Here is a 24,165-nt window from a genome sequence, read left to right as displayed (position 1 = left end):
CCGGAGCCGGAGCCGGAGCCGGAGCCGGAGCCGGAGCCGGAGCCGGAGCCGGAGCCGGAGCCGGAGCCGGAGCCGGAGCCGGAGCCGAAGCAATGCCTCGTGCCGACGTCGTGCCTCGTGCCGACGTCGCGTCTCGAGTGGGAATTGTGGCCGGAGCCGCCTCGGGAGATGCGGTCGAGCGCGTTGCTCGGAGTTCCTCGCAGCGTGTGCGGCAGTAAGCCTTGGCGGCAGCCACGGAGCCGTGTTCGCGGCGCATCTTTTCGGCGTGGCGGCTCTTCAGGCCCCAATAACGGCGGCGTTCGTGGTCGCGACGGAATTCTTCACGCTCGGCCGAATATCTGGGGGACCTGGTGCGGTCCCTCATCGTGGCCAATTCTGCTCGTGTGAAGAGCTGTAACTGTCGCATAAGCAATTGTCCCGTAACCCGGGTGGCGGATGTCAGTTTTAGATCATGCCATTCTCGATGGGATCGCCGCGGTGGCGATCTTGCGCGTCTCGGGCATTGCGGCGGAGGCCGGCTTCGGCCGGTTCGCAAGAAGTGGTCGCGAATGGGGAAAGGTGGCGAAAGGGGTGGGCCGCACTAAACGGGCGGGCCGTGGTGGTGATGGAGGGCGCCGGTGTCGGCCGGGAGGCCCCGCACCGATCCGCTGCGGTGACAGTGGTCGACGACCAGCTTGAACGCCGTCGCGGTGGGCCGCCCATCCTGGCAGGGGGATCCGAGGCGGTGGCGAGGGCGGCTTGCGCGACCCGGGGCGGGGCGTGGCGGGAGGGCGGTGGCGGCGCGGCGGGGGGAGGCCGCCTCGGTAGAGGCGGCGGGACGACCGGTGGATAGCGAGGGCCCCGATGGCGGCGGATGCCAGCGGCCATGAGCGGGGCACGGCCACCGCAAACCGGCATGGTGCAGGCGCCGCGACGGCCGCGAGGGTGCCGTAACAGCACGTGATAATTCTTTTGATCTTGTTACGGCGGTAAAAACCTCGTTTCGGAGCCACCAAGATCTAGCACGAACGGGCCACCACCCCTGGCCCGATCGGGCAGCCTCCGAAGGCCAAGAGGGCCACGACAAAACCCTGCAAATCCGGACACGTGATGGCGGTCACGCCGTAAAGAACATTTCCGGATTGATGGCTGTCAAGTGGTGTGGCCGTAACACGCGTTCATCGGCGCAGGTCAGGTAACGGTTTGAAAACTTCACCCACGGCCTTGACATGGAGGGGCCTTCAGTAAGAACTTTTACCGCGACAGTAAACAGTCCTTCCTGAAGGGATGGCCAATGGGCGAGCCGGAGATGGACGGCACCGCGTCGACCGCGGTCGTCGACTCCCTGGTTCGTGGCGAGCCGGCCGTCCCCGCGGTCGAAAGCGTCACCAACCAGGTGTCGGTGCTGGTGCGCGTGCGGTCGTTGCTCCCGGAGTTCACGGGGGCTCTGCGGCGCGTGGCCGAGCAGGTGCTCACCGACCCGGCGGCGGCCTCGCGCGCCACGATCGTCGAGCTTGCCGAGCGCAGCGGCACGTCACCCGCGACCGTCACGCGGTTCTGCCGCGCGCTCGGCTTCGACGGCTACGCCGACCTGAGGCTGGGGATCGCCGCCGAGACCGGGCGGGCCCGCTCCGCCGGCTGGACCGTCGACATCGGGCGCGAGATCCAGCCCAGCGACCCGCTCGAGCGCGTGCTCGGCCAGATCATGGCCGCCGACACCCAGGCCATGCACGACACCGCCGCGCTGCTCGATCTGGCCGAGGTCGAGCGGGCCGCCGTCGCGATCGCCGCGGCTCCGCGGGTCAACATCTTCGGCGCCAGCGGCAGCGCGCTGGTCGGCGAGGAGATGCAGTTCAGCCTGCACCGCATCGGGGTGGCCGCGTGGGCCTGGACCGACGTCCACAACGGACTGGCCAGCGCCGCCCTCTCCCGGCCCGGCGACGTCGCGCTCGGCATCTCGCACAGCGGCGAGACCGGCGAGACGATCGAGCTGCTCGCCGAGGCGAGCAGCCGGGGGGCCACCACCATCGCCCTCACCAGCTTCCCGCGCTCGCCGCTGGCCGAGCTGGCCGACATCGTGCTGCTCACCGCCACCCAGGCGACCACCTTCCGGCCGGACGCGCTCAGCGCCCGGCACCCGCAACTCGTCGTTCTCGATCTGCTCTACGTCGCCGTCGCGCAGCGCACCCACGAGCGCTCGCACGCCGCCTTTCAGCGCACCGCCCAGGCCGTGCACGGCCACAAGGCGGCCAAGGACGGCAGCCCTACATGATCTCCGCCGGTCACCGGCGGTGCACCAGCGAACAGACCCTGACAAATAAAACACTCCCCACTGGAGGAAGCGTGAAGCGCAAGATCGCGGCCGCCGCGGCAATCGCTGCGACGCTGCTCGGTGCCGCTGCCTGCGGCTCCAACGACGAAGATGCCCCCACTACCTCCGCATCCGGCAAGGTCGACGGCACCGGTAAGACCCTCAAGGTCTGGCTGATGGTCGACGCGCAGACGGCGTGGAAGAACGTCGTCGACGACGCGAGCAAGCGCTTCACCGAGGCGACCGGCGCCCAGGTCACCGTCGAGTACCAGCAGTGGGCGAACCACCTCACCAAGCTGGACGCCACCCTGGCCGGCGCCGACGTGCCGGACGTGGTCGAGCTCGGCAACACCGAGTTCCCGAAGTACGTCTTCAGCGGCGCCTTCGCGGCGATCAACCCGGCCGACTACGAGAACTCAGGCTCGTGGCTGGCGGGCCTCAAGGGTGCCTGCGACTTCGAGGGCCAGACGTACTGCGTGCCCTACTACGCCGGCGCCCGGGTGCTGATCTACCGCACCGACCTGTTCAAGGAGGCCGGCATCGCGGCGGCTCCCAAGACGTACGACGAGTTCCTTGCCGACGCCGACAAGCTGCAGACGCTGAAGAAGTCGGACCCGAAGTTCGGCGCCGTCTACATGCCCGGCCAGTACTGGTACGCGGCGATGAGCTGGGTGAAGTCGACCGGCGGCGACATCGCCAAGCAGGACGGCGACAAGTGGGTCGGCCAGCTCTCGCAGCCGCAGTCGATCGAGGGCCTGCAGCGCTGGGTCGACATGGTCAAGAAGTACTCGAAGGCCGACCCGACCAAGAACGAGAACGAGCAGGCCGGCATCTTCGCGCAGGGCACGGCCGGCATGTTCTACGGCAACGCGTGGGAGCAGGGTTCGGCCGAGGAGGTCAAGAAGGACCCGAACGACCCGAACTCGACCATGGTCCCGACCAAGGTCAAGGGCAAGCTGGCCGCCGCGCCGATGCCCGACGTCCCGTCGTTCCTGGGTGGCTCCAACCTCGGCGTGACCGAGAAGAGCCAGAACAAGGAGCTGGCGGCCCAGTGGGTCAAGGCCTTCACCGACAGCCAGTCGATGGCCGGCCTGATCAAGGCGAACGCGCTGCCGAACTCCACCGCGCTGCTGGACAAGGCCGCGACCGAGAACCCGACCATCGCGCCCTCCGCGCTCGCCGCGAAGAGCAGCTGGTTCACCCCGAACGCCGAGAAGTGGGCCGACGTCGAGAAGGGCGCGGTGCTGCAGACCATGCTCACCGACATCCTGACCGGCAAGAAGTCGGTGGCCGACGGCGCCAAGTGGGCCGACGACCAGATCAACGCGACGCTCAACGAGAGCTGACGTTCCCGCCGCGCCGCTCCCGGGAGGGGGCGGCGCGGCCCGGAGTGAAAGGGAACAGCTGATGTCCGTCGTCGAACGGCCGGCGACTCGTCACGCCGCACCGCCGCCCGCGCGGCCCACGGCGAAGAAGCGCAAGAGCGACAAGACCCCGTGGCTGCTCGCGATCCCCGCCCTGGTGCTGCTCGCCGGCCTGCTGGGCTACCCGCTGATCCGGATGGTGATCCTCTCCTTCCAGAACATGCGGCTGCGCGAGCTCTTCTCCGGGCGTACGCCTCCCTGGGTGGGCTTCGACAACTACACCCGGGTGCTCTCCGACGGCGTGTTCTGGGCCGTCACCGGCCGGACCGTCGCCTTCACGATCGTCTCGGTGCTGATCTCGGTCCTGCTCGGCCTGGCCATCGCGCTCCTGATGCGCCGGGTCACGCGCGGCGTACGGCTCTTCATGGTCGTCGCGATGATGTTCGTCTGGGCGTTGCCGCAGCTGGTCGCGGCGCAGATCTTCCGGTGGATGACCGACTCCGACTTCGGCGTCGTCAACTACCTGCTCGACAAGATCCCCGGCGTGGACTACGCGAACCACAGCTGGTTCGTGAACCCCTGGCAGGGCTGGGCGGTGATCACCACGCTGGTGGTCTGGGCCGGCATCCCGTTCCTGGCGATCACGCTGAACGCGGGCCTGACGCAGGTGCCCAAGGAGCTGCTCGAGGCGGCGACCATGGACGGCGCGACGCCCTGGCAATCGCTGCGCAACATCATTCTCCCGATCTTGAAACCGCTCGTCACTATCGTCACCACGCTCTCGGTGATCTGGAACTTCGGGCTCTTCACGCAGGCGTGGGTGCTGCGCGACGGTCACCCCGAGCCGTCCTTCCAGACGTTGACGACCTACTCGTACACGCAGGCGTTCGGGCAGTCGCGCTACAGCCTGGGCTCGGCGATCGCGGTGATCACCGTGATCCTCATGCTCGGCGTGATGGTCTTCTATATCCGGCAGATGTTCAAGATCGGCGAGGTGGAGTGATGGTTGCCGTCGCGCCTGCAGTGCGGAGAAAAAGGGCGAAAAGCACGGACGACGGCGTACTGACCGTAGGCCGGAGCCGCGCCGGGACGATCGCCGCCAACACCGCCGGCATCCTCTTCTCGGTCTTCATGCTGTTCCCGGTGTACTGGGTGCTCAACACCGCGTTCAAGCCGGCCAACGAGGTGCTGTCGCTGACGCCGACGCTGCTGCCGAAGGACCCCACCTTCGACAACTTCGTGTCGGCGTTCAGGGCGCCGCTGTTCCTCGAGAACATGCTCAACGGCGTGATCGTCACGCTGCTCGCGGTGGCCGGCGCGCTGGTGGTGGGCTTCCTGGCGGCGCTGTCGATCGCGCGGTTCAAGTTCTACGGCCGCAAGGCGATCATCCTGGTCGTTCTCGTCGTGCAGCTGATCCCGTTCATCTCGCTGCTGATCCCGCTCTTCCTGATGCTCCAGCAGGCCAAGTTGACCAACAGCCTGATCGGTGTGAGCATCACCTACCTTGTGCTGATTTTGCCGTACACCGTGTGGACACTTCGCGGCTTCATCTCGGGCATCCCGCGAGAGCTCGACGAGGCCGCCCTCATCGACGGCTGCAGCCGTGCCCAGGTCTTCTGGCGCATCATCCTCCCGCTGACCGGCCCCGGCCTGGTGGCCACCAGCGTCTACGGGTTCATCCAGGCCTGGAACGAATTCATCATCATCAACACGCTGAACAGCCCGGACAAGCAGAACCTGATGGCCTGGCTGCTGCAGAACCAGACGACCCGCGGTACCGCCTGGGGCCCCCTCATGGCCGGTGCGATCATCACCTCGATCCCGGTGGTGATCTTCTTCCTGATCATCCAGCGCAATATCGCCACCGGTCTCACGGCCGGCGCGGTCAAGGGCTGAAGCACTAACACAACCTGAGGAGATGTTGTGACCGAGATATTCACCCAGCCCGCGGTGGACCGCCGTACGCTTCTGCGTCGTGCCGCCGCGGTCGGCCTGCTCGCCACCCCCGCGGTCGGCATGCTGAGCGCCTGCGTCGGCAGCGGCTCCGACGACAGCGACCAGGAGCAGGCCACCGGCACCAAGTCGGCGGACAACCCGCTGGGCATCGACCCCAAGGCCGGCGTGGAGATCGTGATCTTCAACGGCGGTCTCGGTACGGCGTACGCCACCGACGTGGACACGCCGCTGTTCAACAAGAAGTGGCCGGACGCCAAGATCACGTACTCGGCGACCGAGCAGATCTCGACGGTCATCCAGCCCCGGATCAACGCCGGCAACCCGCCGGACATGATCAACAACTCGGGCTCGAACCTGATGGACTTCGGCGCGATCGTGAAGGCCGGCCAGGCCGCCGAGCTCACCGACCTGTTCGCCGCGCCGTCGCTCGACATCGCCGGCAAGACGGTGGCCGAGACGCTGGTGCCCGGCGCGATCGAGCAGGGCACCTACAACGGCAAGCCGTACGCGGTGAACTACTCGTACACGGTCTTCGGCCTCTGGTACAACAAGGCCCTGTTCGCCAAGAACAACTGGACGATCCCGACCACCTGGGCCGACTTCACCGCGCTCTGCGACAAGATCAAGGCCGCCGGCATCACGCCGTTCGGCTACGCGGGCGCCAACGCCTCGTACTACATGGTCCGCGCCCTGCTCACCAGCGCCGGCAAGATCGGCACCGAGCAGGTCCTCAAGGACATCGACAACCTCAAGCCGGGCGCCTGGCAGGCCGACGCGATCAAGCAGGCCGCGCAGGCCTGGGGCGAGATCGGCAACAAGTACATCAACAAGACCTTCCTCGGCCTCAAGCACACCGAGGTCCAGCTCCAGCAGAACCAGGACAAGGTCGCGTTCTACCCCTGCGGCTCCTGGCTCGAGAACGAGCAGGCCAAGGACACCCCGCCCGGCTTCGAGTACGCGATCGCCGCGTACCCGAGCGTGACCGCCTCGGACAAGCTCCCGGCGACCGCGATCAACGCCGCGGCCGGCGAGATCTACTTCGCGGCGGCCAAGGGCAAGAACCCGCAGGGCGGCAAGGAGTACCTGCGCACCATGCTCTCCAAGGAGGCGGCGCTGGGCTTCACCAAGCTCACCAAGTCGCTTACGGTGGTGGCGGGCGCCTCCGACGGTGTCACCATCTCGCCCGGCCTGACCAGCGCCAACGAGGCGGTCACCAAGGCCGGCAAGGACATCTTCATGGGCTACCTGTTCGACACCTGGTACAAGAAGCTCGACGACGAGTCGCGCGGCGCCGTCAACGACCTGATGTTCAAGGGCGGAGACGCGCAGAAGTTCTGCGACCGGATGGAGAAGGCGTCCCAGGCGGTTGCCGCCGACTCCTCCATCACCAAGTTCACCCGCAGCTGATCTTTGTACGGCACCAAGTAGGACGGTAGAGCGCCATGCGACGCGGTAAGTATCCCTTCATCATCGGCTTCCTTATCGTGCCGGTGGCGCTCTACTGCACCTTTGTGGTGGCGGCGTACCTCCAGACCTTCCAGCTGTCGCTGAGCAGCTGGTCGGGACTCGGCCCGATCGAGTACGTCGGCTTCGACAACTTCACGAAGCTGTGGCACGACGAGCTGTTCTGGAAGTCGATCCGGCACAACATCTTCCTGCTCGTCCTGCTGCCGATCGTCACGATCATCCTGGCGATGGTCTTCGCTTTCCTGCTGAACGTCGGCGGCGGGCACCGGGGCGGCACCACCCGCGGCGTGTGGGGCTCCAAGGTCTACCGGGTCATCTTCTTCTTCCCGCAGCTGCTGGCCCTGGCCATCGTCGCGGTGATCTTCGGCCGGGTCTTCGGCCCGGACAAGAGCGGCATGCTCAACGGCCTGTTCCCCGAGTCCTGGAAACCCTGGCTGTTCCTGGCCGACGAGCGCTACGCGATGCTCTGCATCCTGATCGTGCTGATCTGGCAGGCGGTCGGCTTCTACGTCGTGCTCTTCTCGGCCGGCATGGGCTCCATCCCCGCCGAGATCTACGAGGCCGCGGCGCTCGACGGCGCCACCCGCATCACCCTGTTCTTCCGGATCACGATCCCGCTGCTGTGGAACACCGTGCAGGTCGCCTGGGTCTACCTGGGCATCGCCGCGTTCGACGCCTTCGCCCTGGTCAACATCATGACCGTGGACCGCGGCGGCCCGAACGGCGCGTCCTCGGTGCTGAGCCTGATGATCTACCGGAACGCCTTCGAGTTCTCGCAGGCCGGCTACGCCTCCGCGCTGGGCGTGGTCCTCTTCTTCCTGACCCTGACCTTCGCCGCGCTGACCCTGAGGGTCACCCGCCGCGACTCCGTCGAAGCCTGAGGCGGACGAGATGACGAATCTGACGAGTTCTCCCGGCACCGAAGCCCTGCCCGTCGTCAAGGAGACGAAGAGCGCGGGCCGCAAACCCGAAGCGAAGCGCGAGGTCAAGGCGTTCACCGGGCTGGCGCACATCGCCCTGTTCGCGTGGGCGCTGGTCACCGCCGGCCCGCTGATCTGGGTGCTGCTCGCCTCGTTCAAGAGCAACACCGAGATCTTCCTCGGCAAGCCGTTCGCGCTGCCGGAGCACTTCTCGCTGGACACCTACTTCGACGCGTGGGGCGAGGCGCACATCGGGCGCTACTTCCTCAACAGCGTCATCGTGGTGCTGATCAGCACGGCCGGCACGATGCTGTTCGGCTCGATGGCCGCCTACGTGCTGGCCCGCTACAAGTTCTTCGGCAACAGGTTCATCTACTACCTGTTCGTCTCGGGCCTCGCGTTCCCGACCTTCATGGCGCTGGCGCCGCTGTTCTACATCCTCAAGAACATGGGCCTGCTCGGCACGTACACCGGCCTGGTCCTGGTCTACATCGCCTACTCGCTGCCGTTCACCGTCTTCTTCCTCGCGGCGTTCTTCAAGACCCTGCCGTACGAGATCGAGGAGGCGGCCACGGTCGACGGCGCCTCGCACACCCGCAAGTTCTTCCAGATCATGATGCCGATGGCGAAGTCCGGCCTGGTCAGCATCACGATCTTCAACATCGTCGGCCAGTGGAACCAGTACCTGTTGCCGGTGGTCATCATGACCGGCCCCGGCGCCGAGTCGAAATACCTGCTCACCCAGGGCATCGCCAACATCAGCACGTCCGCCGGCTACCACGCCGAGTGGTCGACGCTCTTCGCCGCGCTGACCCTCTCCATCCTGCCGATGATCGTCGTCTACGCGATCTTCCAGCGGCAGATCCAGGCCGGCCTCACGGCCGGCGCCGTCAAGTAGCGGCGCGCCGCCACGTCCCAGGGGGTACGCCGTACGCGCGCCGGAACGCGGCCGCGAACGCGAACTCCGAGGTGTAGCCGACGCGCCTCGCCGCCGCCGCGACGGTGAGCCGCTCGTCGCGCAGCAGGAGCCGCGCCCGGTGCAGGCGCAGCGCCTGGAGATAGCGCATGGGCGGCTCACCCACGACGGCCGGGAAGCGGGCGGCGAACGCCGTCCGCGACAACCCGGCCGTCGCCGCCAGCGACGCCACCGTCCACGGCCGGGCCACGTCGCCGTGCAGCGCGCCGAGCACCGCCGCCAGGTGCGGGTCGCGCAGCCCCGCCAGCCACCCCGGTTGGCCGGTCACCTCGCCGTGCCGGCGCAGCGCCCGCGCGATCAGCGCGTCGGAGAGCCGCGCCATCACCACGTTGCTGCCCGGGCCCGGGTCGAACGCCTCCTGGCGCAGCGCCTCGACGTACGGCTCCAGCCATCTGCTCTGCGCGGCGGGGATCAGCAGCAGCCGGGGGAGCCCGCGCAGCGCCGGATGCTCCGGGTCGCCGGCGACGAACGCCCCGCACACGATCGTGGCCGTCACCTGGTGGCCGGAGTCGCCGCCGCGCAGCCCGGCACCCTCGCTGCGCGCCGCGAGCTCGAAACCCGACGTCGCGCCCGCGTGCCCGTACCGCAGCTCGTGGAAATCGCCCCTCGGCAGGATCACCGTGTCGCCGGCCGCGAGCGGGGTCACCTCGCCGTCCAGCAGCAGATCGCAGCCGCCCGCGCTGATCAGGTGGACGCCGCGCAGGCCCGGCCGGTCGAAGACCAGCCGGAACGGGCCGCGCATCTCGATCCAGCGGTAGGCCGCGCTGGTGAAGCGGACCTCGCTCAGGACCGCGGCCAGGACGTCCGATGTGGTCTCCGGGACGGGCACACATGGATTGTCGCCCCCGCCGTTCCTAGCGTCGAGGCATGACAAAAGTACTGGTGACGGGTTCGACGGGAATCGGCGGCGCGGTGGCCGCGCAGCTGGGGGAGCGCGCGGTGACGATCGGGCGGCACGGGCGGATCCGGGCCGACCTGTCGCTGCTCGAGGAGACCGAGCGGGCGGCCGGCGAGGTGGCCGCCGCGCACGACCGGCTCGACGCGATCGTCTGCTGCGCCGGAGTCTTCACGCTGCGCGCCGAGGAGACCGCGGAGGGGCTCGAACGGGCCTTCGTGCTGAACTATCTGTCCCGGTTCCTGCTGGTCGACCGGCTCCTGCCGCTGCTGCCCGAGGGCGGCCGCGTGGTGCTGGTGGCGAACGCGGGCCGCTACCGCGACACGCTCGCCCTGGGGAACCGCCGCCGGGGCCTGCGCATCGCCGGGCGTACGCAGTTCGCCAACGACCTGTTCGCGGTGGAGCTCGCCGCGCGCCATCCCGAGCTGGCGGTCGCCTGCGTCGATCCGGGCCTGGTGGCGACCCGGGTTTTCCGCGACGCGCCCGGGGTGCCGCCGGTGCTCCGGCGCGCGCTGCACGCCCTCCAGCAACGGGTGGGCGCGCCGCCCGCGACGGCCGCGCGGGTCCCCGTACACCTGGCGATCGGTCCTCGGCCGGACTCGGGGTTCTACGGGCCGTCGGGGGCGCCGATCGAGGTGCCGGCGCGGGTGCGCGACGGCAGGCGGGGCGAGTTGTGGGAGGCGAGCGTAAGGTCGCTGGCATGCCGACGACCACGGAGTTGCTGACGCTCGACGGCCTCGACCTGGTCGACGACCCCGATGTGCTGGCGAGCCTCGCCCACGACGACGCCGAGTGGGCGCCCTACGGCAAGCCGGTCGCCGCGGTGCGCCCGAGGACCACCGATGACGTACGGCGGGTCGTGGCGGCCTGCGCGGAGCGAGGCATCCCGATCGTGCCCCGCGGCGCCGGCACCGGCCTGAGCGGCGGCGCCAACGCGGTCGACGGCGCCATGATCATCGACCTGGCGAAGATGAACCGGATCGTCGAGATCGACACCGAGAACATGACCGCCACCGTCCAGCCCGGCGTGGTCAACGACGATCTGAAGAAGGCCGTCGCCGCGCACGGCCTCTGGTACCCGCCCGACCCGGCCAGCGCGCCGTGGTCCACGATCGGCGGCAACGTCGCCACGAACGCCGGCGGCCTGTGCTGCCTCAAGTACGGCGTGACCCGCGACTACGTGCTCGGCCTCGAAGCCGTGGTGGGCGGACCGGCGGGCGCCTACGGCACCGTGGTGCGGCTCGGCCGGCGTACCACCAAGGGGGTCAGCGGCTACGACCTGGCCGGCCTGTTCACCGGCTCCGAGGGCACCTTCGGCGTGATCACCGAGATCACCCTGCGGCTGCGCCCCGCCCGCCGCGAGGCCCCGCGCACGGTGGTCGGCGCCTTCGACAGCGTGGTCGCCGCCGGCGCCGCGGTGGCCGCCCTGACCCGGGCCGGGCTGCTGCCCGCCGCCCTGGAGCTGCTCGATCGCACCTGCCTGCGCGCGGTCGAGGAGTGGAAGCACCTGGGCCTCTCGGCGGACGCCGCGGCGCTGCTGCTCGCCCAGCTCGACAGCCCCGGCCTGGCCGGCGACGAGGAAGCCGCCGCGGTGGCCGCCGTCTTCCGCGACGCCGGCGCGATGTGGGCCGAGCAGTCCACCGACGAGATCGAGGCCGAGGCCCTGTTCGCGGCCCGCCGCCTCGCCTATCCCGCCCTGGAGCGCCTGAGCCCGGTGCTGACCGAGGACGTCTGCGTCCCGCGCTCCCGCGTCCCCGACATGCTGGCCGCCATCGAGCGGATCGCCGCCCGCCACGGCGCCACCATCGCCACCATCGCCCACGCCGGCGACGGCAACCTGCACCCGCTGATCCTCGCCCCGGCCGGCGACGACGCCGCCCGCCAGGCCGCCCAGGCCGCCTTCGAGGACATGCTCACCGCCGCCATCGGCATGGGCGGCACCGTCACCGGCGAGCACGGCGTGGGCCTCCTCAAGCGCGGCGGCATGCAGCAGGAGCTGGCGCCGGAGGTGCTCGCCATGCAGGTGGCGGTGAAGCAGACCCTCGACCCGCTCAACCTCTTCAACCCGGGCAAGGTCGTCGGCTGAGGCTCGTTCAGTGGTCCCGCAGGTACCGGCGGATGTGTTCGTGCCGGAACTGATAGGCGGCCCCGACCCGGCGCAGGACCCCTCGGTCATGGGCGTCGGCGAGGAAGGCCATGATGCGCCAGGGCAGCTTCCGATCCGCGCCGGCCAAGAGGAGCCGGGCGGCGGCGAACGCCGGCCAGCGGGTGCCACCGGAGATCAGCACCATGACGAGGATCAGGCAGCCGACGCCGAACACGTCGCCGCGCGAAAAGACAAGTGCGGGCATGCTCGTCCCCGCGATGATCAAAACCGCGCGGCGGTCCCGCCGAAGTGTCGTCGTGGGCCTGGAGCGATCGAGGTCGCGCTGCGATGGCGTGACGTAGCGGGCGATCAGGACGAGGGCGAAAACCATCCCGCCGACCACCGCCGAGAAGACGAGGGCGAACGGAATGTAGTCGCCGGGCGGTGATCCATCGACCACGCCCGCGACCGTGAAGATCAGGAACAGCACGGCGAACACCAGCGCGGCGGCGATGCCCGCACGCCATGCGGGTTTCAACACGGTGGTGGGCGGTGCCGCTCCCCGCGCGCCGACAACGGCCAGGGTTCCGGTGGCCAGGGCGGCCGGCACAGCCACCATGGTGAGGTACAGGGGGAAATACAGGTCGAGCCCGCGCGTCGGAATGGCGGACATGGCGGTGGCGGTCGCAGCCGCGACCGCGACGGGAGCGCCCAATCGAACGAGAGCGCGGAGGTAAGTCATCAGGCTGTCCGGTGGAACGGGCCTCTCGTCCACACGCACGAAGGCAGCCGCCGCAGCGCCCGCCAGCGCCATCCCCACCAACGCGGCGATCTCGGCACCGGAGAGCGGCATCGGCAGATAGGCGAGCCCGAACAGGACCACGCCGAGCAGCGTCCGGCGGCACAGAGCCGCATCGATCGGCCAGGGGGCGGCCGCGAGCGCCGCGAGCACTCGACCCAGGTGGTAGCTGACCGCAACGAGAAGACTGCTGAGCAGGACGAAGACTACGAACCCCGTCGACCATCCCCCGTCGATGGCTTCTGCCGTCCCGAGGATCAGCACAACGGGAACCGCCACCACCAGCCCTATGCGAAGGAGCGAGCCGGCCAACGGCCGAGGAGAGTCTCCCGCTGGACCAAGGAAGCCCAGGAACAGCGCCGTCGGCGCGGTGACGGCCATGGGCTCGAAGGCGAAGGAAGGGAAGCTCAGCAGAATGGAGGCTGCTGTCAACACCCCACACGTCAGCGCGGCGACGCGGTCGGGCCATCGCCGCACGGTGCGATGCAGGGTCCACCAGGAGAACGTCTCGCCCGCCTTGCGAGCCAGAAAGCGCAGGCGGTCTGACGGCGGGGCACCCGAGCCGTGGTAAAGCGCGGGAAGGTAGGCCGCGAGCAGACAACCGCGAAGCTCCTCGACTTCGTGGAGGTCCAGCAAGTCGGCGGGGTCCGCGCCCGGCACGCCGTACGCGGTGCGAGCGAGATGAGCCATCAGGGGCGTCCGCAGCACCTCGGCCACCGCCGGATGCGTCGGCGGGTCGGCCGTGATGGCCATGCGCACCGGTCGCCACGCGTCCCCGTCGAGATAGCTGGACACCAGGTCGGCCGTCAGCGGGCGGACGCCGATCACGGCCGCCCCGGGCATCCTCCGTCCGCTGCGGTGGACCACGTCGGCGTAAGCGGCAGTGCGGCACGTCATGGCGAACTTCTCGCCCTGCGCCGCGGCCTCGCACAGCGCCTCGTACGCGGCGTCCTGTTCGTCGTGGCCCAGCTCGTCGAGACCGTCGAGGACCGGCAGGAGCAGGCCGCTGTCGAGCAGGCCGGCGTAGCCGCCGAGGTTGTTCTCGGCGAGTTGCCCGGTCAACCAACCGCGCAGGTCCAGCGACGGCGGCCAACCGGTCATGCTGAGCAGAATCGGCACCGGTTGGCCGGCCTTGCGGCGGTCGAGCAACTGGACGGTCAGCGCCATCGCCAGCACGCTCTTGCCGGTGCCGGCCTCCCCGAGGATGACCAGGCGTCCGCGTGGCAGCTCGCGGAAGCGATCGCCGAGGTCGGTCAGGGTGCCCGACAGCGTGACCTTGGTGCGGGAGTTCGTGGCGGGGTCGGTCTCCACATCCTTGACAGACGCGCCGATGTCTCCGTCCGCCGGCTCGTACCTGGTCGCGATGAGGTCGCTGTCGACCAAGTGGCGGGCGTACAGCTCACTGCCCCAGTCCTTGCGCAATTGCCTGGTGAGGGACACCGCCATGGTCTCGTCGCCCGATGCGCCGCGTCGCGCCACGGTGATCGACCGTACGGTGAGCAGCAAGCCCATGACCGCGACCGGCAGCCCTACCACGCTCGCCATCTGGTCGGCGTTCGCCAGGAGCTTGTCGGAGAGCAGCGCGATGCCGGCGGCGAACGCCAGTCCTCCGAGGACGACGCCGACCGCCAGCAGCGCCAGTCGGCTCGCGCCGCGGCTCGGCATGAGCCCGATTATCGCTGAGCCGGTCTGCGGCCGTGCGTCAGGCAGGCAGCCCCAGCTGGTACGGAGTCAGATACTCCGGCAGCAGGACGCGGCTGCGGGGCGACGCCCGGCGCACGGCGGCGCGGAAGGCGTCCAGCCGTTCCCGGTCGTCCGGGGTGACCGACGGCGGGTTGGCCAACGGCGTCTCGAAGTTGTCCCAGTGCACCGGGACCACCGTGGCCGGCCGGCCCAGCGCGTCCAGCAGACGGGGCACGTAGGCGTGGGTGACGTCCGTCGACGGCACGGCGATCATCGCGACGTCCGGGTGCAGGCCGGCGAGCTCGCGCTCGGCGAAGTCGCTGGCGCCCATCAGGAACACCGACGGGCCGCCCTTGACGGTGATCTGGTAGGCGAGCGTGTCGCCCTCCGGCAGGTCGGCGATGGTCGCGGGCGGGCTCGGCACCGTCACCCGCACCCCCGGGAACGCCATCGAGTACGAGCCGTTGCGGCTGTGCAGGGACGCGACCACCTCGACGGTGTAGCCGCCGAAGTCCAGCACCTCGCCGCCCTTGACCGGGCTGAGCTGGGCGGCCGGCAACCCGAGCGACAATCCCAGGTGGTACGCGGTGAGGGTGCCGAACACGCGCGCGCCCGACCGCCGGGCGATGTGCGGCACGTCGGCGAAGTGGTCCCAGTGGGTGTGGGTGACCAGGATCGTCCGCGGGCTGCCCACGTGCCGGTCGACCGTCGCGGCGTCGACCCGGAGCGGGGTGGCCGCGTCGAAGGCACCCCGGAACAGGCCGGTGTCGAAGCGGCTCAGGTACGGGTCGAGCAGGACGGTCTCGCCGCCGATGTCGAAGCGCCAGCCCGAGGTGCCCAGCCACCGGTACGTGGCCGGCACGGCACCGGCCCGCCGGCCCGTGGCCGAGGCGCTGGACGGGATGGCCGAGGCGCTGGACGGGATCGAGGGAACCGTGGCCGCGGCGGCCAGGGCGGCGCCGGCGGTGCCGAGCAGGCGGCGCCGGCCGAGTCGTGACTGTGTCATGCCGGCAGGCAACCATCGGACGGGACGCCCGGTCCAAGACCATCCGCCCCGGCCGCGATATCGGCGCGGATATCGATCGAGGACAGACCCCGCGCGACCGGCGCGGGCAGAGGTGTGGATCACATCTGCCGCAGCCGTTCGACGGCCGCCCGGGCCGCCTCGCCCATCGCCAGGTCGACGTCGATGCGGCGGGCGGTGAGCTGCCGGGTGCGGGCGAAGACCGCGATCGCGTACCGGCCGCCGTCGGGGTATTCCGCCACCCCGGCCTCGATGTGCAGGCCCGGCAGCGTCCCCGTCTTGCCGGCGACCCGGACCTCGGGCGGGAAACCGGACGGCAGCCGCGTCCAGAACATCTGCCGTGCCATCAGGTCGCGCACCATCGCGCAGGCGGCCGGCGGTCCCGCCTCGTCCCGCCAGATCAGCGCCAGCAGGCGGGTGATGTCGCGCGGCGTGCTGGAGGTGGTCCGTTCGGGGTCGAAGACGCGCAGCTCCCGGACCCGCTCCTCGGGCAGGGCGGCGAACAGGCGCGCGAAGCCGGCACCGTCGCGGGCGCCCACGTCGTCGAACATCGACTCCAGCATCTGCCGGGGGCCGCCGGCCACCCGGGTGCGGGTGAGACCCAGCTCCGCCGCGAGCAGCGGCACCACGTCGTGGCCGACGCGGCGCAGCAGCAGATCGGCGGCGGTGTTGTCGCTGACCGACATCGCGAAGTACGCGAGGTCCCGCAGGGACAGCTCCACGTCGTCCGCGCACCCGGCGGTTCCCCAGCCGCCCAGCCGGTCGGCGGCGCGCACCGTCACGCGCTCGGCCGGGTCGAGCTGGCCCGCCGCGGCCTGCCGGGCGAACTCCAGCACCACCAGGATCTTGAACACCGAGGCGATCACGACCTGCTCGTCCGGGCGCGTTCCCACGTCCCGGCCGGTCTCGACATCCACGGCGTGCAGGCACGCGTCCACGCCCACCCGGTCGAACATCTCCGTCAGCACGCCGACACGGTAGTGGTGCGCGGCTCGCGTACCGTCGCGGTGTGGATCTTCTCCGGGGCCTTCGCCAGTTCGTGGTGGTGGCCGAGGAGCTGCACTTCGGCCGGGCCGCCGAGGCGCTCGGCATCGCCCAGCCCCCGCTGAGCCAGGCGATCCAGCGGCTCGAGCGCGAGCTCGGCGTCGAGCTCTTCGACCGTTCCCGTCGCCAGATCGCCCTCACAACCGCGGGGCGGCTGCTGCTCGGCGAGGCGCGCGCCCTGCTGGCGGCGGAGGAACGCGCCCGCGGCCTGATGCGGATGGTGCGCGACGGCCGGCTCGGCACGCTGCGGGCCGGGGTGCCGCCGGACACGCCGGCGACGGTCCTGCAGGCCCTGCTCCGGCGCCTCGCCGACCGGCTGCCCGCCGTGGACGTCGACCTGCACGAGCTGACCACCGGCGAGCAGGTACGCATGCTCGCCGAGGCCCGCCTCGACGTCGGCCTCGTCCACCACCCGGTCGACGACGCCGACCTGCTGTTCGGCCCGCCCGCGCGGGTGCGGCTCGGCGTGGTGCTGCCCCGCGCCTCGCCGCTCGCCACGGCGGACCGCCTCACCCTGGCCGACCTCGCCGGCCACGACCTGATCCTGGCGCCGCGCGCCACCGCGCCGGGCTGGTACGACCACGTCCTCGACGTCTGCCGCCGGCACGGCTTCACGCCGGGGCGGGTGCGGCACGCGCGCGATCCGGAGTTCGTGCTGGGGCTCGTGCTGGCCGGCCGGGGCGTCACGGTCGAGGCGCAGCACGCGGTGCGCCGCGAGCCGCGCGTGACGTGGCGACCGATCGTCGATCATCCACTGCACCGGGTCGTCTCCGCGGCATGGTCCGCCCAGGCTCCGCACCCAGCCGCCGAGCACTTCGCGCGGATCGCCGCGGAGACGCTCGGCGAGCCGTCGCGCGACCCGATGGAGGTGCCCGCACTCGACGCGGAGCGCCCGTGGAGCGTCGTCTTCGCCCGTCAGCCGGTCATCGGCTGACGTCGCCGGCGGACTCCCAGGAGACGAGCACCGGGGGCTCGTGGTCCTTGCCCACCTCGCTCTTGGCGCGACGGATGTTCTCCAGCTCGTCGAGGAGGTCCCGCTGGGTGAGGCGGCGCTCGTCGCCGGCCCGGGACACGGCCGCCCCGGCGGCGCCGAGCACGACGTTGACCAGCTCGCCGCCGGAGAAGCCCTCGGAGTGCGCGGCCAGCGCGGCGCGGTCCACGTCGGGGGCCAGCGGGAGGGCGGCCGGCAGCAGCGTGTCCCAGAGCCGGGCCCGGGTCGGCTCGTCGGGCAGCGGGATGCGCACGTGGGCGATGATGCGCCGGACGAAGGCGACGTCGTAGTTCTTCGGGAAGTTGCTGGTGAACACCACCAGGCCGGCGAAGCGGTCGAGCTGCGACAACATCACCGCCCGCGAGACGTTGACGCTGTGGTCGCCGCTCTGGGTGACGTTGCTGAGCCGGCTGCCGAGGATCGAGTCGGCCTCGTTGAAGATGAGGACGGCGTCGTCGCGCTCGGCGGCGGCGAAGCAGCGCACGATGTTCTTCGGGGTGTCGCCGACGTACCGCGACTCGATCTCGGCGTAGTCGACGTCGATGAAGCGGCGGCCGAGGTGGCTCGCCAGGCACTCGGCCGCCAGCGACTTGCCGGTGCCCGGCGGGCCGTAGAGGTTGACGGCCGTGCCGCGCCGGTACGGGTCGATCGCCTTGAGGTTCCAGTGGTGGTAGAGCGTCTCGTGGTTCTGGATCAGCCGCAGGGCGAGGTCGAGGCGGTGGCGTACCGGCTCCGCCACGATCAGCTCGTCGAGCGAGCGCATCGGCTTGCGCGCCTCGAACTGGGCGAGTTCCTCCGGCGCCGGGGGCGGCACCGCGTCTGCGGTGGCCGGGGTGATCCGCTTCCAGGGCCCGGTCATGGTCTCTCCTTAGATGCTCTGGTCGAGGACGTTCATCTCCGCGTGCGAGCCCGCGCGCAGCAGGGCCCGCACCTGCGGGTCGTCGATCTGATCGAGGCGGTACGTGCGTTCCAGCACGACGACCTGGGTCCCGTACTGCCGGGTGGTCAGCCGCAGCCGGCCCCGGATGCCGCTCGCGGTGTTGGCGAGCACCACCCACGCGTCCATGAGCGCCGACCTCGCCAGGCCGTGCGACCGCAGCCACGCCGCCACGGACTTCTGCACGTCCTGGGTCAGCGAGACGGCCGCGCCGGCGAGCAGGGCGACCCCGGCGATGACCAGCCACTCGATCACGGGACCGGGACCTCCCACCGGCGCACGGCCGTGGTCGCGCCCTCGCGCAGGAACTGGGCCCGGACGTCGGGCGGCAGGTGATCCCACCCCATCCGCAGCTGCGCGCGGGCAGACCCTTGATCGGCCCGGTATCGGCAGGTCACGCTGGTCTCGACGGGCTCACGGGGCCCGCACCGGTCGAAGCGGAGCTCGACCCCTTCGACCAGGTCGCCGAGGTCGTGGGCGACGGCCGGGCCGGCGCCGCGCACCAGGGCCGCCCGCAGCTGCTCGGGCGGCAGCCCGAGCCGCCGCGCCCAGTCGTCGCCGAACACGTCGCAGACGATCTGAGCGAGCCGCCGGGTGGCGGCGGCGGGCCGGCGGCGCAGCGCGCGCACGCCCACCCAGACGAGGGCCAGCAGCACGACGCCGGCGCCCGGAACGAGCCAGATCTTCATGGGTTGTCACCTCTCGGTCAGGCCTCGACGAGCGCGAACTCCTTGTCGCGCAGATCGGTCACGTCGATGGCATGGTTCTTCTGGTTGTTTCGCAGGTACTCCTGGCGCACGGCGGGCGGAAGCTCCTCGAAGGACACCTCCTGCTGGGTGACGACCTTCGTCACCCGCGACCGCTGCCTGTCCGGCCGGTTCGCGATCCAGCTGGTCACCTCGACGACCCAGCGGCCGTCGAACTGGCGCACGAACTCCGCGACCTGCTTGAGCAGGGTGCGGCGCAGCTCGTGCCACGCCTGTCGCGCGGCGTTGCGCAGTGCCACGACGCCCTTGTCGAGCACCGAGAAGGCGGCGCGGACCACGGGCTCCAGCTCGGGCAGGTTCCGCGCCACCCAGGGGAACAGGCTGTTCTCGGCCCAGGCGAGGATCTTGGGCCACATCAGGGCGGCGGTGGCGGCGCTGACCAGCAGCGTGCCCAGCAGGACGAGAGTGAAGGGATCCATCGTTACCTCACGGGTAGAGCTGGAAGGACTGGGTGGCGGCGCCCTCGCGCAGCCGGTGGGCGCGCACGCCGGCGGGGGTCTCGTCCCAGGAGATCTCCTGGCGGATCCGCTTGCGGTTGACGCCGGTGGGTGCGGCTCCGGACCAGATCTCCATCCGGCGGGTGACCGAGCGGTTCTCCCCGACGTCGTAGGCGACGGTGAGCAGCACCAGGGTGCGGCGCAGCGCCGTCACGACGGCGGGGTCGGCGGCGGGCGCGGCGGCCGTCAGGACACCGTCCGGTGGTTCCCCGCACAGCTCCAGGAGCGCCCGGAACACGGCGGCCTCGGGTGCCCGTACGGCGGGTGCCAGCTGCTCGGTGGCCAGCCCGTAGACCGCCGCGCGATGGATCGCCTCGGGGTCGGCCAGCGCCTGGGAGCCGTGCACCAGGGCACACAGCGCCGCCTCCAGGGCCATGCGGGTGACGGTGTCCGCCACGGTGCGGTCGCCGAGGCTCCGCACGGCCTGCTCCAGTTGGTCTCTCAGGTCTCGCAGGGCGGGTTCTTCTCTCGCTCCGCTCATCGCCGCGCGCCTCCTTCTCGGCTGTGGCCCGGCTGGTACCTGTCCGAGAGTGCGGGGCGGCGGGCGGCGGCGACAGTGCGGAGAACTACCCACACGCGTTTCTGAGGTAATGCGCGGGCCCGGCTAAGGACTTCTCCCATGCCGGCGCGGCGAGGCGGAGGCGAGACTTCGCAACAAACCAACGGCACGTCACGAAAGGCTCAGCGATGACGATTCCGCGCCTGACGAACCGCGAGGCCGGCGTGCTCGACCTGCTGGCCGACGGGCTCACCGCCGCCGCGATCGGCCGCCGGCTCGGCATCTCGGTGCGCACCGTGCACCGGCACCAGGGCAACCTCTACCGCAAGCTGCGCGCCTCCGACCGGTTGGTGGCCGTGCTGCGGGCGCAGCACCTGGGACTGCTCGAGACGCGGGCGCCGCGATGAGGCGCCCGCTCAGCCGCCCGCCGAGATCAGGTCGAAGGCGGCCCAGTGGTACGGGTGCTCGTACGGCGCGTCGGGGCCCAGGTCCAGGTCGCGGACCGCCTGTTCGGTCAGGGCCGCCACGGCCTGCTGACCCGCGGCCGCCGCCTCCGCCGTCATCCGGTCGAACAGCGCGCGGGCCCGCTTGCGGTCGAGCGAGCGGATGTGGGCGACGGCCTCCTGGAGCGCGACGGCGTCGCTGCTGCCCGCGGCGCGGCGGCGGTGGAACTCGGCCATCAGCAGGGCCGTCGACGTGTCGTCGATCGCCCAGCGGCTCACCAGGACCGCCCGGGCCCCGGCCGCCACCAGCGCCCGGCCGAGGCCGAGCAGCTCGTCACCGCCCACCACGGTGCCGGCCCCGGTGCGGCAGGCGCTCATGACGACGAGGCCGGCGTCGAGCCGCACGCCGAAGAGCTCCGCCGCGGTCAACGACTCGCCGGACGCGAGCAGGACCGCGGTGCCGAGAGGTGCCTCGGGATCGAGCACCCCGTGGGTGGCGAGATGGATCACCGGCGCGCCGCTCAGCCCGGCCCGGACGGCGGCCTCGGTCGCCTGCGGGCCGAGCAGCAGGGTCGCGCCGGCGAGCGTCCGGGAGACGTGCCAGGCCTCCACGGCGGCGCCCGGCAGGGCGGGTTGCGGCGCCGGCCTCGGCGAGCCCGGAAACTGGTAGGCCATGTCGCTCGGATCGCCGACCACGAGCGAGGGCCCGCCGGCCGCGCCCGGCGGACGGGCCTCGGGCAGCCCGGCGCTGGGCAGCACGGTGAGCGGCCGCGCCGACCAGAGCGGGGCGCCGTCCCAGGGGAGCGCGCCGAACGGCAGGCGGGCGAGCGGCCCGGACGGGATCAGCAGCAGGGCGCTGCTCCGCTCGATGACCGGGCGCAGCGGTTCGAGCAGCAGGTCGGCCAGGCCGGCGGCGGCCGTGGTGTAACGGCGCCCGGTCGCGCAGGCGTCGACCATCGTGGACACCAGGCCGGTGAGCCGCACGACCTCGCGGTCACGCCGCCGGTGCGGCGCCGTCAGCCCGTGCCGGGTCACCGCCCAGGCCAGGAGATCGCCGGCACCGGCGACGTACTGGATGATCGCGACGCCCTCCGGCAGGCCGGCGGCGACCGTGCCGAGGCCGGCGGGAACGGCCTGCGGGTTGACCGCCGTCCAGAAGCGCGGGTCGGCGTCGCGGAGCTCGAGCTCGACGGCGTCCAGCGTGGACAGGGCCGCGGCCAGCGCGGCGCGCAGCTCGTCGGACGGCTCGGCCGCCGCGGCGAGCCGGTCCTGGGCGAGCGTGACCTGGGCGCCGGCCGCCCGCCACCGATCGACCAGCGCGGACGACAGCCCGGCGCCCTCGGCGCTCAGGTTGGCGGCCAGCAGGTCGCGCAGCGCCCGCGACCGGGCGCGCTCGGCGTAGCCGAACGCCTTGGCGTGCCAGCCGGCCGACTCGGCCGGCGCGGCCTCGGCCAGCCGCAGGGCGACACGCGTGGCGTCGAGATAGGCGTTGCGCACGCCGGAGCCGGCGAAGAACGACGTCTTCAGCTCGTCGCGGCGCAGCCCGCCGCGGGTGCGCTCGATGTCGCCGAGCGCCTCGTCGAACACGGCCAGTGCCCCGGGCAGGTCACCCTCCTGTTCGAGCAGCCGCGCCACGAGCGTGCGGTGCTCCCACTTCTCGCCGAGGCCACGCCACCAGTCCGGGCGGCTCCGGCTCAGCGCGTCGTGGTGTGCCCGTGCCGGACCGGCCCGCTCGACGTTGAGCTGGAACGCGAGCCCCTCGACGTGGATCATGCGCCACGCCGGGCTGCCCTCGGCCGTGCCGGCCAGCTCGCCCTCCGCGTAGCGCTCGAACGCCGCGGACGCGGCCGCGAGGTCGCCGGTGTACGCCGTGACGACGGCCTCGCCGAAGTCGCGCTCCGGTCCCGGCGCCGCGTCGAGCGCCTCCAGCGCCTCGGTCAGCAGCTCCTCCTCCAGCTCGTCGTCGCCCGCGTCCCGCGCGGCCCGTGCTCGATAGACCAGGCCGGTCACCGCGTTGCCGGGGAGGTCGGTGAGGGTGAGCAGCTGCGCGGCCACCTGCTGGGCCGTCCCGGTGTAGCCGTCGAGCCCGCGGCGCAGCGGTTCGAGCACGTCCTCGAGCGCGCGGGCGGCGCGTTCCATGCCGTCCACGTCGCGGATGCGCGCGCCGAGGATGTACGACTTGACGGCCAGCAGGGCACGCCGCTGGCGGCGATGGTCGAGCGGGTCGGCCGGCTCGGCCAGCGGCTCGTCGTCGGCGGCCAGGGCGTCGCGGATGGCCAGACGCACCGCCGTCACGTCGTTGACCGCCGCGGCGGCCTCGCCGGCGGCGGCGGCCGCCTGGCTGCGCAGGACCGGATCGCCGGTCGCCGCCAGCACCTGGCGCGCCAGGCCGAGCGCGGCCACGCCTCGTTCCGGCCGGTCACCCAGCGCGCTCCAATGCCGGCCCATGCGGCAGCACAGCAGCCCGAGCCCCAGCGCGGGCCCGTGCCCGATGGTCGCCGCGCCCGCCGCGATCACCAGGGCCGCGGCGCCCGCGTCGGCGGGCAGCACGTCGTCGGCGACGGCCGCCAGGGCGGCGTGCACGGCGGCGGTCGCCTCGTCCAGGGGCCGTCCCGCCTCGGCGAAGGACTGCCGGGCCCGGGTGGCCAGCGCGACGGCCTCGGCCGGCCGGCCCGCCGCCACCTCCAGGTACGCGCGGCGCAGCCCGGCGGCGGCCAGGCCCGCAGCGTCGCCGGCCGCGGCATAGCGGGCCTCGGAGTCGTCGTAGGCCGCCCGGGCCGCGTCGGCGGCGCCCGGCGAGCCGGTGAACTCCCTGAGCTCCACCTTGTCGTCGAGCTCGGCGCCCGGCGTGCTGCGCATGCTCACCAGCAGGCAGTTCCACGCCAGCGGCGAGGAGAGCGGCGCCGCCAGCAGGTCGCCGGTGACCAGGGAGGCCGCCGCGAGGCCGCGGGCGTCGCCGGCGGCGTCCAGACGCTGCCGGGCCGACCGCAGGTAGCCGTCGGCCGCGGCCAGGTCGCCGGTCCGGGCCGACAGGTCGGCGGCCAGCAGGTCGAGATGCCCCTGAAGGTCCTGCCGCGTGCCGAGCCGGGCCCGCGCCTCGTCGATGTCGGCGATGCCCAGCCCGCGCACCGCGTCGCTGTCGTCCAGCAGCACCGCCTGCGTGGCGATCGCCCGCCACTCGCGCACCTCGGTGAGCAGCCGCCCGACGATCCAGTCCTCGGGCCGCGCGATGACCTCCGGCCTCGGGCGCGGTGCCTCCCGCAGCATCCGGCCGAGCAGGGCCTCGGTCTGCGGGGCCCCGCCGCCGTCGGGCAAGGCGAGCCAGTACGCATGCCAGGCGAAGTGCCGCCAGGCCGCCAGGGTGACCGGGTCGGCGCCGGTCACGCCGCCGGTCGCGGCCAGCGCACGGGCGGGAGCGCCGGCCGCCGCCGCGGCTCGCACCGCCGACAGGGCATCGGCCTCGGCGGTGGCGGCCAGCCGGTCGAGCAGGCCGCCCGGCACGAGCTCAACGGCGGTTCCGGGCATGA

The 24,165-nt window shown here is 71.7% G+C and carries 21 protein-coding genes; 11 read left to right on the top strand and 10 right to left on the bottom strand.

From position 1 onward, the window contains the following. Nucleotides 1-1,273 precede the first annotated feature (1,273 nt). From Ade02nite_RS23710 to Ade02nite_RS23680, 7 genes are all read left to right on the top strand, one after another. Nucleotides 1,274-2,251: a MurR/RpiR family transcriptional regulator gene (locus Ade02nite_RS23710; protein WP_203767924.1), complete on the top strand. Its 978-nt coding sequence runs from the start codon at nucleotides 1,274-1,276 to the stop codon at nucleotides 2,249-2,251. A 71-nt stretch (nucleotides 2,252-2,322) separates the two neighbouring features. Continuing rightward, on the top strand, nucleotides 2,323-3,636 hold the full coding sequence (locus tag Ade02nite_RS23705) for an extracellular solute-binding protein (protein ID WP_203767923.1): 1,314 nt from the start codon (nucleotides 2,323-2,325) through the stop codon (nucleotides 3,634-3,636). Between the two features lie 61 nt (nucleotides 3,637-3,697). Further along, nucleotides 3,698-4,657 carry a carbohydrate ABC transporter permease gene (locus tag Ade02nite_RS23700; RefSeq protein ID WP_203767921.1) on the top strand — a complete coding sequence of 320 codons (960 nt, stop codon included), beginning with the start codon at nucleotides 3,698-3,700 and terminating at the stop codon, nucleotides 4,655-4,657. Continuing rightward, nucleotides 4,657-5,550, top strand: coding sequence for a carbohydrate ABC transporter permease (locus Ade02nite_RS23695; protein WP_203767919.1), 894 nt, complete (start codon nucleotides 4,657-4,659; stop codon nucleotides 5,548-5,550). Before Ade02nite_RS23700 ends, Ade02nite_RS23695 begins: the two co-directional genes overlap by 1 nt. Nucleotides 5,551-5,577: 27 nt before the next feature. Further along, a complete protein-coding gene (ngcE, locus tag Ade02nite_RS23690; RefSeq protein ID WP_203767917.1) occupies nucleotides 5,578-7,017 on the top strand; it encodes an N-acetylglucosamine/diacetylchitobiose ABC transporter substrate-binding protein in 1,440 nt (479 codons plus the stop codon). Between the two features lie 35 nt (nucleotides 7,018-7,052). Further along, on the top strand, nucleotides 7,053-7,958 hold the full coding sequence (locus Ade02nite_RS23685; RefSeq protein ID WP_203767902.1) for a carbohydrate ABC transporter permease: 906 nt from the start codon (nucleotides 7,053-7,055) through the stop codon (nucleotides 7,956-7,958). A 10-nt stretch (nucleotides 7,959-7,968) separates the two neighbouring features. Further along, nucleotides 7,969-8,895, top strand: coding sequence for a carbohydrate ABC transporter permease (locus Ade02nite_RS23680; RefSeq protein ID WP_203767900.1), 927 nt, complete (start codon nucleotides 7,969-7,971; stop codon nucleotides 8,893-8,895). Here Ade02nite_RS23680 and Ade02nite_RS23675 read toward each other — a convergent pair. Next, a complete protein-coding gene (locus Ade02nite_RS23675; protein ID WP_239168998.1) occupies nucleotides 8,888-9,802 on the bottom strand; it encodes an AraC family transcriptional regulator in 915 nt (304 codons plus the stop codon). The two genes, Ade02nite_RS23680 and Ade02nite_RS23675, sit on opposite strands and share 8 nt — an antisense overlap. Before the next feature lie 38 nt (nucleotides 9,803-9,840). On the opposite strand from Ade02nite_RS23675, the gene Ade02nite_RS23670 reads away from it, so the two are divergent. Beyond that, nucleotides 9,841-10,593: an SDR family oxidoreductase gene (locus Ade02nite_RS23670; protein ID WP_203767892.1), complete on the top strand. Its 753-nt coding sequence runs from the start codon at nucleotides 9,841-9,843 to the stop codon at nucleotides 10,591-10,593. Beyond that, nucleotides 10,569-11,954: an FAD-binding oxidoreductase gene (locus Ade02nite_RS23665; RefSeq protein WP_203767884.1), complete on the top strand. Its 1,386-nt coding sequence runs from the start codon at nucleotides 10,569-10,571 to the stop codon at nucleotides 11,952-11,954. Before Ade02nite_RS23670 ends, Ade02nite_RS23665 begins: the two co-directional genes overlap by 25 nt. A 7-nt stretch (nucleotides 11,955-11,961) precedes the next feature. On the opposite strand, the gene Ade02nite_RS49510 is transcribed toward Ade02nite_RS23665, so the two are convergent. The 3 genes from Ade02nite_RS49510 to Ade02nite_RS23650 all read right to left on the bottom strand — a co-directional run bounded on the left by Ade02nite_RS49510 (nucleotide 11,962) and on the right by Ade02nite_RS23650 (nucleotide 16,428). Continuing rightward, on the bottom strand, nucleotides 11,962-14,418 hold the full coding sequence (locus Ade02nite_RS49510) for an NACHT domain-containing protein (RefSeq protein ID WP_239168997.1): 2,457 nt from the start codon (nucleotides 14,416-14,418) through the stop codon (nucleotides 11,962-11,964). Between the two features lie 37 nt (nucleotides 14,419-14,455). After that, nucleotides 14,456-15,442: an MBL fold metallo-hydrolase gene (locus Ade02nite_RS23655; protein WP_203767881.1), complete on the bottom strand. Its 987-nt coding sequence runs from the start codon at nucleotides 15,440-15,442 to the stop codon at nucleotides 14,456-14,458. 119 nt (nucleotides 15,443-15,561) lie between these two features. Then, entirely contained in the window at nucleotides 15,562-16,428 is an 867-nt protein-coding gene (locus Ade02nite_RS23650; RefSeq protein WP_239168996.1) for a serine hydrolase, read from the bottom strand. Nucleotides 16,429-16,469: 41 nt separating this feature from the next. Between Ade02nite_RS23650 and Ade02nite_RS23645 the strand changes: the two genes are divergently transcribed. Beyond that, nucleotides 16,470-17,438, top strand: a complete 969-nt coding sequence (locus Ade02nite_RS23645; RefSeq protein ID WP_203767879.1) for a LysR family transcriptional regulator — start codon at nucleotides 16,470-16,472, stop codon at nucleotides 17,436-17,438. Here the strand turns inward: Ade02nite_RS23645 and Ade02nite_RS23640 are convergent. The 5 genes from Ade02nite_RS23640 to Ade02nite_RS23620 are packed head-to-tail and all read right to left on the bottom strand — an operon-like array spanning nucleotide 17,428 to nucleotide 20,177. Next, entirely contained in the window at nucleotides 17,428-18,354 is a 927-nt protein-coding gene (locus Ade02nite_RS23640) for an ATP-binding protein (protein ID WP_203767877.1), read from the bottom strand. The two genes, Ade02nite_RS23645 and Ade02nite_RS23640, sit on opposite strands and share 11 nt — an antisense overlap. A gap of 9 nt (nucleotides 18,355-18,363) precedes the next feature. Then, on the bottom strand, nucleotides 18,364-18,687 hold the full coding sequence (locus Ade02nite_RS23635; protein ID WP_203767875.1) for a hypothetical protein: 324 nt from the start codon (nucleotides 18,685-18,687) through the stop codon (nucleotides 18,364-18,366). Next, the gene (locus Ade02nite_RS23630) at nucleotides 18,684-19,121 is read right to left on the bottom strand and encodes a hypothetical protein (RefSeq protein WP_203767873.1); all 438 of its coding nucleotides are present in this window, start codon (nucleotides 19,119-19,121) and stop codon (nucleotides 18,684-18,686) included. The genes Ade02nite_RS23635 and Ade02nite_RS23630 overlap by 4 nt, the downstream gene beginning before the upstream one ends. Nucleotides 19,122-19,138: 17 nt before the next feature. Next, entirely contained in the window at nucleotides 19,139-19,618 is a 480-nt protein-coding gene (locus tag Ade02nite_RS23625) for a hypothetical protein (RefSeq protein ID WP_203767871.1), read from the bottom strand. 7 nt (nucleotides 19,619-19,625) lie between these two features. Beyond that, entirely contained in the window at nucleotides 19,626-20,177 is a 552-nt protein-coding gene (locus Ade02nite_RS23620; RefSeq protein ID WP_203767869.1) for a hypothetical protein, read from the bottom strand. A gap of 206 nt (nucleotides 20,178-20,383) precedes the next feature. On the opposite strand from Ade02nite_RS23620, the gene Ade02nite_RS23615 reads away from it, so the two are divergent. Beyond that, nucleotides 20,384-20,602 (top strand): helix-turn-helix domain-containing protein, encoded by a 219-nt coding sequence (locus Ade02nite_RS23615; protein WP_203767867.1) that lies wholly within the window; start codon nucleotides 20,384-20,386, stop codon nucleotides 20,600-20,602. 9 nt (nucleotides 20,603-20,611) lie between these two features. On the opposite strand, the gene Ade02nite_RS23610 is transcribed toward Ade02nite_RS23615, so the two are convergent. Further along, nucleotides 20,612-24,163: a CHAT domain-containing protein gene (locus Ade02nite_RS23610; RefSeq protein ID WP_203767865.1), complete on the bottom strand. Its 3,552-nt coding sequence runs from the start codon at nucleotides 24,161-24,163 to the stop codon at nucleotides 20,612-20,614. Between the last annotated feature and the right edge of the window lie 2 nt (nucleotides 24,164-24,165).

It is taken from the genome of Paractinoplanes deccanensis (genome assembly GCF_016862115.1).
Classification (GTDB): Bacteria; Actinomycetota; Actinomycetes; order Mycobacteriales; family Micromonosporaceae; genus Actinoplanes; species Actinoplanes deccanensis.
This window is presented reverse-complemented; position numbering and strand designations above follow the sequence as displayed.

What these genes read in the sequence shown, in the direction of transcription:
- Ade02nite_RS23710 (WP_203767924.1), top strand. Translation starts at nt 1,274, where the DNA reads ATGGGCGAGCCGGAGATGGACGGCACCGCGTCGACCGCGGTCGTCGAC.
- Ade02nite_RS23700 (WP_203767921.1), top strand. Translation starts at nt 3,698, where the DNA reads ATGTCCGTCGTCGAACGGCCGGCGACTCGTCACGCCGCACCGCCGCCC.
- Ade02nite_RS23695 (WP_203767919.1), top strand. Translation starts at nt 4,657, where the DNA reads ATGGTTGCCGTCGCGCCTGCAGTGCGGAGAAAAAGGGCGAAAAGCACG.
- Ade02nite_RS23685 (WP_203767902.1), top strand. Translation starts at nt 7,053, where the DNA reads ATGCGACGCGGTAAGTATCCCTTCATCATCGGCTTCCTTATCGTGCCG.
- Ade02nite_RS23680 (WP_203767900.1), top strand. Translation starts at nt 7,969, where the DNA reads ATGACGAATCTGACGAGTTCTCCCGGCACCGAAGCCCTGCCCGTCGTC.
- Ade02nite_RS23670 (WP_203767892.1), top strand. Translation starts at nt 9,841, where the DNA reads ATGACAAAAGTACTGGTGACGGGTTCGACGGGAATCGGCGGCGCGGTG.
- Ade02nite_RS23665 (WP_203767884.1), top strand. Translation starts at nt 10,569, where the DNA reads ATGCCGACGACCACGGAGTTGCTGACGCTCGACGGCCTCGACCTGGTC.
- Ade02nite_RS49510 (WP_239168997.1), bottom strand. Translation starts at nt 14,418, where the DNA reads ATGCCGAGCCGCGGCGCGAGCCGACTGGCGCTGCTGGCGGTCGGCGTC.
- Ade02nite_RS23655 (WP_203767881.1), bottom strand. Translation starts at nt 15,442, where the DNA reads ATGACACAGTCACGACTCGGCCGGCGCCGCCTGCTCGGCACCGCCGGC.
- Ade02nite_RS23640 (WP_203767877.1), bottom strand. Translation starts at nt 18,354, where the DNA reads ATGACCGGGCCCTGGAAGCGGATCACCCCGGCCACCGCAGACGCGGTG.
- Ade02nite_RS23630 (WP_203767873.1), bottom strand. Translation starts at nt 19,121, where the DNA reads ATGAAGATCTGGCTCGTTCCGGGCGCCGGCGTCGTGCTGCTGGCCCTC.
- Ade02nite_RS23625 (WP_203767871.1), bottom strand. Translation starts at nt 19,618, where the DNA reads ATGGATCCCTTCACTCTCGTCCTGCTGGGCACGCTGCTGGTCAGCGCC.
- Ade02nite_RS23620 (WP_203767869.1), bottom strand. Translation starts at nt 20,177, where the DNA reads ATGAGCGGAGCGAGAGAAGAACCCGCCCTGCGAGACCTGAGAGACCAA.
- Ade02nite_RS23615 (WP_203767867.1), top strand. Translation starts at nt 20,384, where the DNA reads ATGACGATTCCGCGCCTGACGAACCGCGAGGCCGGCGTGCTCGACCTG.
- Ade02nite_RS23610 (WP_203767865.1), bottom strand. Translation starts at nt 24,163, where the DNA reads ATGCCCGGAACCGCCGTTGAGCTCGTGCCGGGCGGCCTGCTCGACCGG.